15 protein-coding genes and 3 pseudogenes are annotated in these 13284 nt (G+C 57.0%); 10 read left to right on the top strand and 8 right to left on the bottom strand.

The window, feature by feature from the left end; genetic code table 11:
• From EWU68_RS13060 to EWU68_RS10370, 5 genes and pseudogenes are all read left to right on the top strand, one after another.
• Positions 1-212, top strand: a pseudogene (locus EWU68_RS13060) (polysaccharide deacetylase family protein); the annotation flags it as partial.
• A 660-nt stretch (positions 213-872) separates the two neighbouring features.
• Positions 873-1160 (top strand): tyrosine-type recombinase/integrase, encoded by a 288-nt coding sequence (locus EWU68_RS10355; protein WP_129316057.1) that lies wholly within the window; start codon positions 873-875, stop codon positions 1158-1160.
• A 52-nt stretch (positions 1161-1212) separates the two neighbouring features.
• A complete protein-coding gene (locus tag EWU68_RS10360; protein ID WP_129316058.1) occupies positions 1213-1413 on the top strand; it encodes a type II toxin-antitoxin system HicA family toxin in 201 nt (66 codons plus the stop codon).
• A 12-nt stretch (positions 1414-1425) separates the two neighbouring features.
• On the top strand, positions 1426-1824 hold the full coding sequence (locus tag EWU68_RS10365) for a hypothetical protein (RefSeq protein ID WP_129316059.1): 399 nt from the start codon (positions 1426-1428) through the stop codon (positions 1822-1824).
• An 8-nt stretch (positions 1825-1832) separates the two neighbouring features.
• A pseudogene (locus tag EWU68_RS10370) lies at positions 1833-2228 on the top strand (recombinase family protein); the annotation flags it as partial.
• Between the two features lie 98 nt (positions 2229-2326).
• Here EWU68_RS10370 and EWU68_RS10375 read toward each other — a convergent pair.
• Positions 2327-2698, bottom strand: coding sequence for a VOC family protein (locus EWU68_RS10375; protein WP_129316061.1), 372 nt, complete (start codon positions 2696-2698; stop codon positions 2327-2329).
• 61 nt (positions 2699-2759) lie between these two features.
• On the opposite strand from EWU68_RS10375, the gene EWU68_RS10380 reads away from it, so the two are divergent.
• The 3 genes and pseudogenes from EWU68_RS10380 to EWU68_RS13445 form a co-directional block, all read left to right on the top strand.
• Positions 2760-3203: a MarR family winged helix-turn-helix transcriptional regulator gene (locus EWU68_RS10380; protein ID WP_129316062.1), complete on the top strand. Its 444-nt coding sequence runs from the start codon at positions 2760-2762 to the stop codon at positions 3201-3203.
• 124 nt (positions 3204-3327) lie between these two features.
• Complete coding sequence (locus tag EWU68_RS13330) at positions 3328-3573, top strand: hypothetical protein (protein ID WP_129316063.1); 246 nt, start codon at positions 3328-3330, stop codon at positions 3571-3573.
• A pseudogene (locus EWU68_RS13445) lies at positions 3573-3692 on the top strand (recombinase family protein); the annotation flags it as partial. The gene EWU68_RS13330 and the pseudogene EWU68_RS13445, both read left to right, overlap by 1 nt.
• 57 nt (positions 3693-3749) lie before the next feature.
• Here the strand turns inward: EWU68_RS13445 and EWU68_RS10395 are convergent.
• The 6 genes from EWU68_RS10395 to EWU68_RS10420 form a co-directional block, all read right to left on the bottom strand.
• Positions 3750-5177, bottom strand: coding sequence for an FGGY-family carbohydrate kinase (locus tag EWU68_RS10395; protein ID WP_129316064.1), 1428 nt, complete (start codon positions 5175-5177; stop codon positions 3750-3752).
• The gene (locus EWU68_RS10400) at positions 5174-6721 is read right to left on the bottom strand and encodes an FAD-binding oxidoreductase (protein ID WP_129316065.1); all 1548 of its coding nucleotides are present in this window, start codon (positions 6719-6721) and stop codon (positions 5174-5176) included. Before EWU68_RS10400 ends, EWU68_RS10395 begins: the two co-directional genes overlap by 4 nt.
• Before the next feature lie 52 nt (positions 6722-6773).
• Complete coding sequence (locus tag EWU68_RS10405) at positions 6774-7493, bottom strand: SDR family oxidoreductase (RefSeq protein ID WP_238692428.1); 720 nt, start codon at positions 7491-7493, stop codon at positions 6774-6776.
• 161 nt (positions 7494-7654) lie between these two features.
• A complete protein-coding gene (locus EWU68_RS10410) occupies positions 7655-8923 on the bottom strand; it encodes an MFS transporter (protein WP_129316066.1) in 1269 nt (422 codons plus the stop codon).
• A 234-nt stretch (positions 8924-9157) separates the two neighbouring features.
• Entirely contained in the window at positions 9158-9745 is a 588-nt protein-coding gene (locus tag EWU68_RS10415) for a glycerol-3-phosphate responsive antiterminator (RefSeq protein WP_129316067.1), read from the bottom strand.
• A gap of 293 nt (positions 9746-10038) precedes the next feature.
• Positions 10039-10566 carry a formaldehyde-activating enzyme gene (locus tag EWU68_RS10420; RefSeq protein ID WP_129316068.1) on the bottom strand — a complete coding sequence of 176 codons (528 nt, stop codon included), beginning with the start codon at positions 10564-10566 and terminating at the stop codon, positions 10039-10041.
• A 513-nt stretch (positions 10567-11079) separates the two neighbouring features.
• On the opposite strand from EWU68_RS10420, the gene EWU68_RS10425 reads away from it, so the two are divergent.
• Positions 11080-11295, top strand: a complete 216-nt coding sequence (locus tag EWU68_RS10425) for a type II toxin-antitoxin system HicA family toxin (protein ID WP_129316069.1) — start codon at positions 11080-11082, stop codon at positions 11293-11295.
• Complete coding sequence (locus tag EWU68_RS10430) at positions 11292-11666, top strand: hypothetical protein (RefSeq protein WP_129316070.1); 375 nt, start codon at positions 11292-11294, stop codon at positions 11664-11666. Before EWU68_RS10425 ends, EWU68_RS10430 begins: the two co-directional genes overlap by 4 nt.
• Before the next feature lie 172 nt (positions 11667-11838).
• Here the strand turns inward: EWU68_RS10430 and EWU68_RS10435 are convergent, their stop codons facing one another.
• Positions 11839-13263: an MFS transporter gene (locus EWU68_RS10435; RefSeq protein ID WP_129316071.1), complete on the bottom strand. Its 1425-nt coding sequence runs from the start codon at positions 13261-13263 to the stop codon at positions 11839-11841.
• Positions 13264-13284: the final 21 nt, after the last annotated feature.

Below are 13284 nucleotides of genomic sequence, written 5' to 3' on the forward strand. Positions count from 1 at the left end.
AGGGGTTCAACGCGTTTTTCAATGTGGATGCCTCGGTCCCGGCCTGGGGTCAGGCCGGGGGCAAGTATCTGCGTCAGGCTCGGATCAATGTGGACGGGATTTCGTTGAAGCACGCGATCGAGGGGACTTCGCAGACGTTGAATGAGTTCTTCGACCCGCACACGGTCCTGGATCCCCAACGCCCCAAATCAATCTCCGGAACCGACAGCTGAGGCGAGTTAACGTCTGGGTCCTGGTCTATGCCCGGGCGGCGGACGAAATCGGCCGGGTCCTTGCCCCGGCATTAAGAGTCAATGCGTGCTTATACAGTCCCGAGACGGGTACGATTTGCCACGGGCTAGCGGCATCGCTGGAAGCAGCCCGGGGACAGGTCAGCGTCCAGTCCAGTATGAGCCACCTCGGACATGAGTGGCTTGTCCGGCCCCATGGTTTCACCGAGTGCCAGGGGGCCCATCCTTCAGGGCGGAGATGAATCACGACGGTCTGGGCTCCTGCCCGGGCCTATCGGAGTTTCTTGCGGAGGGCTGCGATGAATTTATCAATCCATCGATCGTATCGGCCTCCAGACTTGGCGGAGGCATACGCAGAGGCCTTCTGAATGGCCTGGTCTCCCTTCTCGCTACTGATGAATTTTCGGATTCGGTCGATGATGCTCATGGCAACCTCCTGATGCGGGACGGGCCCTGAGGGTGTGAGACCCGATTGGGGGGGGGCAGGACGACGGTGACGTAGTTGTGAACATTATGGCCGCTGCGAGGCTTGTGCACCTGATAAAGGCCTGTGAAGAGAGTGCGAGGCTTTGACTCGCCATCCCCGGACCTGGTGATGCAGGAATCCTTGACTGCCCAGCGTGCGGCCCTACAGGCCGACGGATGCCAGCGAGTCTTCGAAGACACCGCCTCCGGACCCGGACCGGACGAGGCTGGACCAGCTCGGGTGCGGCACGGGTCATCGCCCGGCTCGGGCGCGAGGCCGGATACGGCCGGATCTCTGCGCATGTCTTCCGGCATTCCCACGCGACCCACGCCCTCGATGCCGGAGTGCCCTTGGATCGGCTGCAAGATTCCTTTGGCCACGCATCCCCCGCCACGACCCAGCGCTACAACCGCGCCCGCGAACGCCTGGAACGGTCCTCGGCACTGACCATCGCACAACTCTAAAATGCATACCCCGCCCTAGACATGCTATTATATGCTAGGGTATACTGTATGTATGAAGGATGCGAAACGACGCGACGTGGAGAATTTCCTCAAGCAGCAGGGCTACCAGGTCGGGCGAGATAAGGGGAGGCACACGTGGTGGGTCAAAGCAGGAGCCAGGTCGATTCCGCTGCCGAGGCACACCAAGATTTCCGCCGGAGTCCTGCGCGATATTGAAAAGACCATCGGGCACGTACCGGATGCCTGGAAGTAAAGGAGTAAGACCATGACACGCGAAACCTACAGCGTATCCGTCACTCGCGAGGGCAAATGGTGGATTGTCGATGTCCCCGGAGTGGATTATCGGACCCAGGCCCGATCATTGACGGAGGTCGATGAAATGGCCCGCGATCTGGTCGCCGGAGCCACGGGGGCCGATGAGGACAGCTTCGCCCTCGACATCGATGTTCAACCACCGGCCGCCGTCGTGGACCAGCTCGGTGAAGCCGTCGAGCTGGAAACCTCAGCTCAACAGGTCAAGGCCCAGGCCGCCCAAATCCGCCGCGAGGCGGTACGACGCCTACGGACAGACTACGGACTCTCAGCAGCCGACATCGCCCGATCGCTCGGGCTAAGTCGCGGCCGCGTTTACCAGTTGCTGGAAGACCACCAACAAGCCGCCTGACAGAAGCCACCCTGGTGGTGACCAAGCTGGACAGGCTGGCATGGTCCTTGCCGGATTTTCGTGATCTCGCGGCTGAGCTGACGTCCAATGGCGTGACGCAGAATATTGGCGGCAGTGTTTATGATCCTGAGGATCCGATTGTCCGGTTGCTGTTCAATGTGCTGGGCATGGTGGCGGAGTTCGAAGCTGATCTAATTCGGATGCGCACCCGCGAAGGGATGGCTGTTGCTAAAGCTAAGGGCAGGTTGCGGGGGAAGAAGCCGAAGCTCTCGGTGTCTCAAGAGAAACACCTGGTCTCGTTGTATCGGGGTGGTGAGCATACGACGGCCGAGATCGCGGAGTTGTTCGGGGTGGCTCGATCAACGGTATACCGCGCCATCCAACGAGCCGGCGTGCGTGGATAGTATCGGGCAATATCTTCTGGCCAACCCGCTGGCTTACAGGGGGCAGCAATAAAGCGGCCCGGACTGATTGACGGGCCCCTTCGTTGCGGATCGTATGGTCAGGCTTTGTCGTGGACCGTGATCACATAGCCATCTGGGTCACTAAAGCTGAAGGTGCGCCCGAAGGGTCCATTGGTCGGGGCCGCTACGATCTGGATACCTGCCTCCGACAGCGTGTCGTGGACGTCTTGGGAATCTTCGGCGTGAAGCCAAAGAGCTACGCCGATGCCCGGTCGTGGTTTTGCTGCGCTGAGATCAACCCCAGGAAGCGGCTCGCGCACGGCAAAAGGAATGGGTTCGCTGGCGAAGACTGCAGCACCTTCCGGGCTGTGGGGTGCGCGTTTGAGGCCGAGATACTTCTCGTAGAACTTCGCGGATTGTTCTATGTCGTTGACCTGCAAAGCTACGAAGTCAGGGCCGGTGACGGACATGGGGATCCTCCTCAGTTGATATGTCAATGTGCTGACATTGACCATATGTCAGACTATTGACATGAAGCAAGATCCCTCCGCGAACCCCCTGGATCAGGCCATTGGTTACCGTCTGAAACAAGTTGAAGCACTGCTGAGAGTCTCCATGGATGAAGTTCTGCGGCCTATGGGGCTGACGGTCTCGCAGTACGCGTGTCTTGAACTCATTGCCCAGAAATCGGGCCTGTCCAACGCCGATCTGGCCCGAGATGCTTTTGTGTCCCGGCAGTCCATGAATCTTGTACTGCGTGGGCTCCAGAAGCGCGGTCTGGTTCGACGGCCCTCGACCGTTGAAAGTGGGAGATCTCGTCCGACCTGCCTGACATCTGCGGGTGAGGAGATGGTCCAGCGGGCAGGTGTCGCTGTTGCTGAGGTTGAGGAACGCATGGCCCGTGGTTTGGATGAGGGGCAACGTCAGATGCTTCTTGCGGGTTTGAGTCGATGTATGGAGAACCTCGGCGACTGACCTGCCTATGGTGCATGATGGACCGAACCCGCACATTGACTTCCTCCTCCCCGTTCATGGGGAGGAGGAAGTCAATGGCGGTTGAGAAGTATGTGCCTGAGGCAGTTGGCAGAAGGCGAGCGTAATGACTGTTGTGGGGACCAAAGCTCAGGCGGTCAGTACGAGTCCGTCGCTCACGCCTACTGGTGCTGCTGAGGAGTTGGCGTATGAGATCAACACGGACCGGTTGGAGGTCGCAGAAGAGTACAGCGATTTTGTGGATGGTAAGTCCTTTTCTGTTCATGCCACGTCGATGTCTCATACGGTCCATGTCGATGAGGTGGGCCGGTTTTACGCAGTCGCGGTAGTCGAGTACCAGGTGATGATCTGATGAAGGTCGGCTACGCCCGTGTCTCCACGGAAGCACAGCAGGAATCCCTGACTACCCAGCGCGGGACCCTACAGGCTGATGGGTGCCAGCGAGTCTTTGAAGACACCGCCAACGGAGTGAAATTCGACCGGCTATCCAAATATGGACCCCACTCAAAAACGACTGGCATGAGGCCGTCATCCGAAGAGGTTGGAAGTTCTGTCGTACAGAGGATCCGTTGCGGCACGAATATCTCGATACACCCTACCGAGCTCGTGATATGTCTGGGCGTTATCTCGATTCGGAAGGACTTCATCCGCGGTGATTGTGAGCTGTTTTGTCGCGGCATCAAATGATTTTGCGAGTCCAGTACCGACCACGGCACAGATCGCGGCGCCTCTGCTGGCGGCACTCGCCCCAGTCATGCGCACAGTCGGTAGACCGAAGACATCCGCAATGATCTGGGTCAGTAAATCAGAAGAAGACCCGCCGCCAGTCAGGACAATGCGCTGGAACCCCCTATCGAGTTCTTCGGACATTTCGTCTGCCCGCTGCTTCATGGTCATTGCGATGCCTTCAAGAATTGATCGGAACATGTGTCCTCGGCCGTGCCGTGCATCGAAACCGAGCATCGACCCCTTACGGTAAGGCTCATCCACTGGGGCGAGCCAATCAAGTACCGTCAAGAGCCCGTCGGACCCCGGTGAGACTGCTGCGGCTTCACGTCCCAGCATCTGCTCAACGGATTCTCCACGAGCAGTCGCGGTATGAGCGGCTTCAGGCCCCAATAAGTCGCGCATCCAACTTACAGTCCACATGCCACGGCGGATGCCATTGCTTTCATATAAATAAAGCCCAGGTTCCGAAGCAAAATTCGTCCAAAATGACTCCGGCTTCTTGACATTATCGGTACCGACTGCCATCGAAGCAATATACGTACCAGTCGAAATCACCAGATCTGATGGATCGCGGAGGCCGGCTCCCAGCGCTTCTACCGCTTTGTCGTTGGCGGTGGCGATGACTGGTATTCCTGAAGGAAGGTTCATCGCCGTTGCCGCAGCCTCCGTCAGCCGGCCGAGTTCCTCACCCGGCTGAACCAGTTCAAAAAGCATGTTTCGCGGGATACCAGTCGCCTCGTACTCCGACTCGTCGCCGGTCCAGTCCCAGGTGTCGGTGTCGATCGGCCACATCCCCTGGTAATTTGCCGACGTATCCTTAAAATTCCCAGTCATGCGGTGCGTTATGTAGCCCGACGAGGTGGTGACGTACGCGGCGTCATTGGATTCTCGGTGGTAGGGACGGCTGACACGTTCGTCCATCCAACTCATAACTGGCTGGGCAAGAGATCCGTTGGCCTGCAGGACAACGCGACAAAAGCGAATCGTGCACAGACCGATTCCCTTGATCTCCTTCAGGTCACCTTCAAATCCAGCGACGGCACGCCGGCTGGCTTCTGCAATGGAATCCCACAAAACGTCGTCAGGGTATTCAACAGTTCCCGGGCGAGGCGAATCGGTCGCAGAAAGCGGCACTCTACCTTCCGCGCAAGGCCTGCCGTCTTCGGCATAGATCGTTACTTTTGATGACTGCGAACCGTTGTCTATTCCCATTATGTAGCAAGTCATGAAGCTGAATCCTCGCGGCCTCGGTTCTCTGATGCCCACTGGTCCAGTTGTTGGTCAGGGTGCGCTGCTGCTGCCTGAATAGCGCCCTCGACGGGAATAATGGTCCCCGAATTCATGACACCATTTGGGTCGAACGCGTTTTTGATAGCCGTAAGGATCTGGTACGCACTTCCATGCTCTTGCTGGGTCCATGGCGAACGATATTTGCCGATGCCGTGATGATGGACGATCGATCCACCATGGCGAAGTGCTTCCTCAACGATGATGGCGTTGAGAGGAATGTGGTATTTTTCGATCTCCTCTTCGGGCGATGCATCGATGTGGTAGTCGTAGACAAAGTACATGTTGGTACCAGTCTGGTAGCTATGCGAGGAATGACCACCGAGCATGGTTAAATCCTTGGCATAGGGGTACTCGGTTCGGATGCGACGGATTACCGCATCGTAAAGGTCAGTGACCTGGGACCAGCTGGCTGATACTTCCGTCGTGTATCCAAGGTGCTGATTATCAAGCATCGCCTTCTTCTCGGCTTCGATCTTGTCCGGGCCCCAGTTGAGGTTTTGGAACCAATCCTCGATAAGGTCTGGGTCCACGTCTTGGTGAACGTGTTGTCCCAGAACTCTTCTAATCTCCGTACTGGTTGCCTCGACGATGCTCTTGGGGCCTTCAGCTACGAATATGACGACGCATTTGCCTTCGCTGAAGTGGGGGAAGTGCTGGTTGGCGTCCTCTGGCGAGTACAAACGGGCTACAGACGGCCGGAAGCCGTTAGTGATGACTTCGCGCAGGATTGCCACACCGGTGCGCATGTCATCGACGAGAGCTCCGTGAAATTCATCGTTTTCCGGAAAATAGCGGAATACTTTGAGAGTCACTTCGGTGATCACTGCCAACGCGCCCTCGTTGCCGATCAGCACGTGGCGAATATCAGGGCCAGCGGCTCGACGCGGAACGGACTTGATCCGGGCAGTGTGCCCACCCGGGAATACGGCTTCAAGGCCCATGACCATGTCTTCAATGGCTCCGTACAGGGTTGAGAACTGGCCGATGCTTCGAGTTGCGACCAGACCGCCGTACTGAGCCAAAGGTTTGGACTGAGGCGAATGTCCTGTCGTCAGCCCCTGCGCACGGAGTTGGTCTTCAAGCGTTTGGAGTTGGACACCGGCTTCGACCGTAACCTGCATGTTTTCCGGATCCACCGAAAGCACCTGGTTCATCCTGGAAATATCGAGGACTATGGTGTCCGAAACGCTGGTTTCGAGGCCGCCTTCGGTTCCAGTGCGCCCACTGCGGGGTACGATATTAATCAGGTACCTGTCCGCCAGCTCAAGAATGGCGACGACGTCCTCGGTAGAGGTCGCATAAGCGATGGCAACCGGCAGCGGAGCATTGAAGATCTCGTGTACAGATTGGTACTTCTTGAACCGGTCAATGCTGGCTTCTTTGAGAGCGGTTTCGTTCGTTTCAATGCGTTCGGACGGGAGACAATTGCCAAGTTCAGCAAGAATTTCCTGACGGCTGAGGGGAGAGCGCGAGTCGATCATGATCTAGTGGACCTTTCTTGGTGTGGGGAATAGATGTGTTAGTCTGGAACATTCAGCGGACGAGGTAGCCGCCGTCGACGGTCAGAACGTGGCCGTTGACGTAATTGGACGCTCGCGACGCGAGGAAGACGACGGTCCCCATCAGATCGGCAACCTCACCCCACCGACCTGCTGGAATGTGCTCAAGAACGCGACGACTGGCCTCGGGGTCGGCCCGGGTTGCGGTGGTGATGGCGGTCGCGAAGTAGCCGGGTGCGATCGCGTTAACTTGAATGCCGTATCCGGCAAGTTCATCACAGTATGCCTTGGTGAACCCCACGATTCCGTGCTTAGTTGCCGCGTAGGCCGGGGACCCCTGGCCGCCGAGAAAAGCGAACAGTGAGGCGATGTTGATGATCTTGCCGGATTTCTGTGCAGTGAAATGTTCGATGGCCGCGTGGGAAAGGGCGAAGGGGGCCGTCAGATTGATATCAAGCATCGGATCCCATTGTGAGCGATCAAAGTTCTCGACGTTTCCCAACTTGGAGATTCCAGCTGAATTGACAATGATATCCAGACCGCCCAGACGGTCGATCGCGGTAGAGATTATCTGCTCTGGTGCTTTATTGGATGTTATGTCGATTTCGAAAAACTCATATTTTTTCCCGGTTTCCTCGATGAGGTGTCGGGTCGTGCCATCGTCATCGACGATGCTTGGTACGAAAATGTCTGCTCCTGCTTTGGCCAGTGCGAGGGAGAAAGCTTGTCCCAGACCGGAGTTGCCTCCGGTCACGAGAGCGACCTTTCCCTGAAGAGAAAAGTGGTCGAGGGAGAAATCAGTTATTTCCATGGTGAGGTCCTTTGGATTGCAGGGGCCGGGTTTGTATGTATTCGATAATGCACAGCGCAAGATATTCGTCAGGGTTGGTTTACCCAGCTGGTACGGGGCACTGTTTACGCGGGCGCCGAGATGCCGGAAGTGAGCTCGCGGTGATATGTTCGCAATGTGAGCACACACAGCAATACGCCTACGGCTGCGGCAACGACGAGTACGAGGAACATTGCGGTGAAACCGCCGTGACTAGGGACATGGTTGGATGCATCGCCGATCCACCATGAGGCCAAAGCTGGCAAGAAAGCATCGGGCAGGTACGCGAGTCCGGAGGCAAGGCCAATGACGCCACCGCGTTGCTCGACGGATACGCCGAGCTCACCGATCGACGCCCAGTAGACACCACGAGCAGCGAATACGGCCAAGCTCATGACGATCATCAGAGCCACCGCGACCCATACCAGACTATTGTGCTGCGGCAAGACCATGTAGCCGATGGCGGTCAAACCGACAACTACAAAGGTCAGTAACAAGAATCGTGGAGTGGACCGGAACACTTTATCCACGAGGACTCCACCGATCGGACCGGCTACAAATTGGAAGACGTATGTGCGAAGGACGCCGATCACTCCGATGAGACCCGTCGCAACACCGAACCCGTCTTGCAACAGAGGAGTCAGGTAGCCCATGAGGGTGTAGAAGCAATACATCATCATGACGGTTCCACCGATGAGCCAGGTGTATTTGTTCGTGGCCGCGGCGAGTAGTTCTCGCAGCGTGACCGCTTGGCGTTCCGCCTTATCAAGTTGGTCCTTGCCCTGGCGGACAACCAGGTAAACGCATACCGCGAGCACTAGGCACAGCAACCCGTATATGCGAATCAGAGTAACTACTCCCGCGCTGGCAACGACGGCTTTGGCGACGATCGCGGATCCGATCAGTCCGATGACTGTGGTGGTCAGGCCACGGATGCCCTCGAGAAAACCAAAGAGCCGACCTTGTTGGCCCTCTGAACCCAGAAGACTGACGGATTTGACCAAGGCGGGCCAGTACAAGCCTGTCCCGAGTACTGCGAACAGAATATGAACCACTAGTACAGGCCAGTAGCCGGGTGCAGTCGAGGCGTAGAGGTCCAGGACACCGGTTCCCAGCAGGGCCACGACAATGAGCATTTTGGGCGAGAATTTGTCAGCAAACCAGCCCCCAACGAAATACATAACGACCGCTACAGTCCCGAAAACAGAGGTCACGGATCCATATTGCTGAAGCGTGAGTTCGAAAGCCTTGGCACCATCCTCGAGGAACAGAAATCGCAGGTAAGCGACTTGGAAGATGACACCTCCCGTCATGGCGAGGATGACAAAGCTGATCATCCTGCTGGATTGAGTCATGGGACCACTCCTTTGTGGAAGACCTATACGTCCGTCGGGCGCGTGTTGTATGGCGACAGCAGCCACGAGAAGGTACAAAAAAAGAGACCAGGGGGCGTAGTCATTCCGCGAACGGACTGACGCCACTGATCTCTTGTTCTCTAACGTGACGGCCAGGAAGATCCTGGCTTATGAAATTTTATGCAAGCGTAGCAGGCGAGGAGGAAAGATGTCCAGCTGCGCCGTTGGAGTCCCTCACATCTTCCACACTTTTTGGTCCGAGGTTGCGATGGCCAGTGCGCCGGCTTCGAGCGCGGCGTTGACTTCCCGCCTTTCACAGACTAGTCCGCCAGCAATGATCGGGGTTGAAAAGTCATCGCGTAGCCACTCGATGACTCGAGGAACACAACCCGGCAGGATTTCCACGAAGTCGGGCTCTCCCTGTTTCAACGTGCGAGGCAGCTGACGATAGGAGATCGAGTCGACGAGGAACGATCGCTGTATACCGATCAGTCCAGCTTTTCGAGCGGCGCGTACGACTGTTGGTTTTGAGGTCAGGATCCCATCGGTGTCTGTCGTAGAAGCGAACCAACGGACGGCTTCGTCGTGCGAGGAGATTCCTTCTATGAAGTCGATATTGACCAGGGCCAGCTTGCCCGCGTTTTTGACCCGATCCACGATTCCAGCGATGTCGATGAGTGTTCCATAAAGTATGAAGAACACTTCGCGTTCGGAACGTAGGGCCGCGGAAAGTGACTTCTCGTCTTTGATGCTAGCGATAACGGGGTCGGCCTCGAGGGAGGCCAAGAGGTTTGCGGCATTACCCTTGCCGTTGGGCTTCACGTTTTCTCCTCTGATGTTGCCTAGGGGGAGTCTACAGATCTCCTCGGCAGGTATATCTCCCAGCGTCTGAAGCTTGTCGTATAGAGAACGACCACTTGTACTGCTGATGTCTGCTCTTACTGGACACCGGAAGATCCTTGACGTTTGGAATCTCGGATCGTCCCGGCATGTGGACAGTTGAGAGGCAGCCAGCGGATTTGCCTTGATACCGGGTCGTGCCCGTCCGTCGCCTTTAAACTGCTGTGTCTACCCCGCTGATGCGAGAACACGCGGGGTAGGCACAGTGCGGGCGATTAGTCGCCATTATAGAAGGGGTGGGTCACGGATTCACGGGAGCCCACAAGGCCAAGACGAGCTTCTTGGCCTTGTCCATCTATGGCCTCACGGAGCGCGGACAAAGTCGCTTCGCGACTTGAGTGGCGCACTTCGGTTTCGTCCGCGGCTTCCGGATCGAGCCACAAGGACACCAGGACCACGGTCTCCTGGTCAGCCCCAAGCAGGTCTTCGGCGACCGCATCGAGTACTCCCTGTGATATCCCGACCTGGGCAGCTCCGGAAACGAGCGATTGCTCGAGGTCGGTCACCGCGGGGGTCTTGTTCAGAATCACGGTCGGTGGATTAACCGTGACATAGGAGGGCTGATCCGGCCCCAGGCAGGCCAAGATCGGCGTGAACCCGGACGTTGGCGATGTAAAGACCTGGGCGATTCCAGCCGCCGTGGGCGATCCCCGCCGGGCGAGCAGGACGTTGACGTGGCAACCGTTGGGTGTCTTGCCTCCCCATCCTTGCGAGAGCTTTCCGTCGATGTCTGACGTTGACATGGTTTTCTCCTTTTCTTGTTTGGGTGTGTACGCAGTAGCTGTGGCTTTTTATCTGTGGCTCACGGCTTTCTGTCGGTCTGTGTTGGCGCGGCTACCGGTTAGGCGGAGGTTCTTCCCTGCGGTTTCAGGGGCCAAAAAGACGCCTCCGACGTTCCGAAGGAGTCGGTACACGTACCGATCGAGGAGGCCCGCTCCGACATACACCGCCATGGGCGGTGCCATGCTTCGGCAGACGGTGACCGAGCATAAAGGAAGCCGCCGCACGATGCAGCGTCTCAGTCCAGGGTCTGATCAAGCGCGGGATGCCACCGGCGGATGCTCATATAGACGAGATTTCAGGATGGACCCCGGAGATCATCGATGCGTGCCAGGCCGGCTGGGCGAAGCTAGGACCGGGACGTTACCCCAAAAATGAGAAGCCACGGGAAGCCCAGCGTATCTACGCCGAGCGATCGTGCCAACGATGCGCTACCTCCTATTGCAGAGCGGTTCTAGGCGGGGTAGAATATTGTTATGACGAGGCAGCAAGAGATTTTGAAGAAGCTCCGCAAAGCGGCCAGGTCGGCCGGGTACACCTTCGAGTTCTCGCGCTCCGGCGGTAACCACGATATCTACGATCTGGACGGTGTGATGATCGTGGTTCCTCGTCATCGAGATATCAACGAGCTGACAGCGGTCAGCATCTATAAGGCCGCGGAGACCAAGCTAGGAGAGAAGTGGTGGAAATGACTACCTACGCAGTAACTGCTCAGCGCTCAGGGCGGTATTGGCATCTGGAAGTAGAGGGTCTGTCTCAGGGTACTCAGGCCCGGAACCTGACTGAGGCCGAGGTGATGGTCAAGGAACTGATCTCGATTCTGACCGGGCAAGACCTGGATCAGGTGCGGGTGGAAATTACCGTCCGGGTCCCGGAGCAGATCCGTGAAGTTCAGGAAGAGGCCAGTAAGTACCGTGCTGAAGCAGAACATGCATCTACGTTGGCGGCAGCGAAATCGCGAGAAGCTGCTCGGCTGATGCGCGAGCAGGGGATGACGCTGAAAGATATTGGGCAGGTTTTGCACGTGTCGCATCAACGTGCCGGACAGCTGGTTGCTGGTTAGTCGACGCGACGGGGCAAGGAGAGACGGCTACCGGGTGGCGTGAGAGTGCTCCACCGTTCAGGGTGGAGGTGAATCACGACGGCCGGTAGACCCATAGGCTCGCGAGACCGTAATCGAGCTCTGTTGTCATGGGGCCAAGCCCTCCAGGGCTGCCGACCCTCCATAGCCATCATTAGTCATTAGAGGAGGGCCTCCGCTGAGGTTGTTCTATACGGCGGGTAGCCTGATTATTGGATCCGGGGTCCCAGGACGTCGTAAACAACGTAATGAGCGCGACGACCGGGAACGCCACAATAACGAACATCGTCGTCCTTACGCCGAGAGTTGAGAGCATTATGGGGAATAGAAACAACCCACAGATGGATCCGCAACGAACCATAGTTTCGGCCCATCCGGTACCTACACCGCGCAACTCGGTCGGATAAGAAATCGCGGCAAGGGTCTTACTCATCGGGCCCGGCCCAAAATGGTGGCCGAACATCATCAGCGCGACCAAGAAAATAGGTACAAGGGAGACATCACCTTCGGAGCTAATGCCGAGTACCCCGAGAGCCGCAATTGCTATGATAACCATGACGTATCCGATCTTGCCCAGGGAGACAGTGCCGAACCTGGCCGTCAGATACGACTGTAGAATCCCCGCAAGGAACGCACACAGATGCGCCACGATGGTAGCCACTATGGTCGACACCAGGTCGGTTCCGAACACTAGACCTGCGATGATCGGAATATAAAAGCCTATGGCATAATACTGAAAAGACTGAACAAAAGCGGTGATCGTCACCAGGACAGTCCGTGAAGCGAAGACATGTGTGAATAGCTCACGCACCCCGAACTTGGCGGAGCCTCCCTTTTGCAATTCGTCCGAAAAATCATCAGCTATAGATACACGAACCCCATATACCGAGGAGAATACGTGGGCAGCTTTATCAATGCTTTGGTGCTTGGCTGCCCAGAGGGGGCTCTCTTCGGAATAAATGAGACGGAGGATCAAGGAGAATGCGGCCGGGATCGCTCCGCAGCCAATAACGATCCTCCACAGGTGGTCCGTGATGCCTTGCAGTGCGAAGGGTAGGGCGATCGCTACGCCTGCGATCGTAGCGATAGAGGCGACCGGTTGCCACAGATTGATCCATCGGGCCTTGGCATTGGCCGAACTGCTTAGGATCTCGGCCATGAAACTGAGCGCGACAGGCAAATCAAGTCCGACCGCTACGCCCATGACGAATCTCCAGAACAGCAGGGAGAGGAACCCTTGAGCGAAGGCGATTCCCAAGGGGGCAGCGACTAGGAGGAATCCGCAGATGATAAATAGCCGGTAGCGACCCGTCTTGTCCGCGAGAATCCCGCCGAGTAGAGAGCTGATGAGCGCACCCACACCTGTAATAGAGGTAGCAATTCCAGTCTGCGTTTCATTCAGTCCAAAGTCTGCCGTTAGTGTCGACAGGCCCACGCTCATGCTGGAGAAATCGTAATTGTCGGCGAATATCGAAGCCAACGCAGTGATGAACAGTATTATCACGCGCTTCGAGGCCCTAGGGTGGGTGTTGACGTAATCGATAATGTCGTTCCGGCTATGCAGGGTGATATCAGCCATCACAGTCACCTCTCAGGTCTC

This window comes from Rothia koreensis, assembly GCF_004136575.1.
Classification (GTDB): domain Bacteria; phylum Actinomycetota; class Actinomycetes; order Actinomycetales; family Micrococcaceae; genus Rothia; species Rothia koreensis.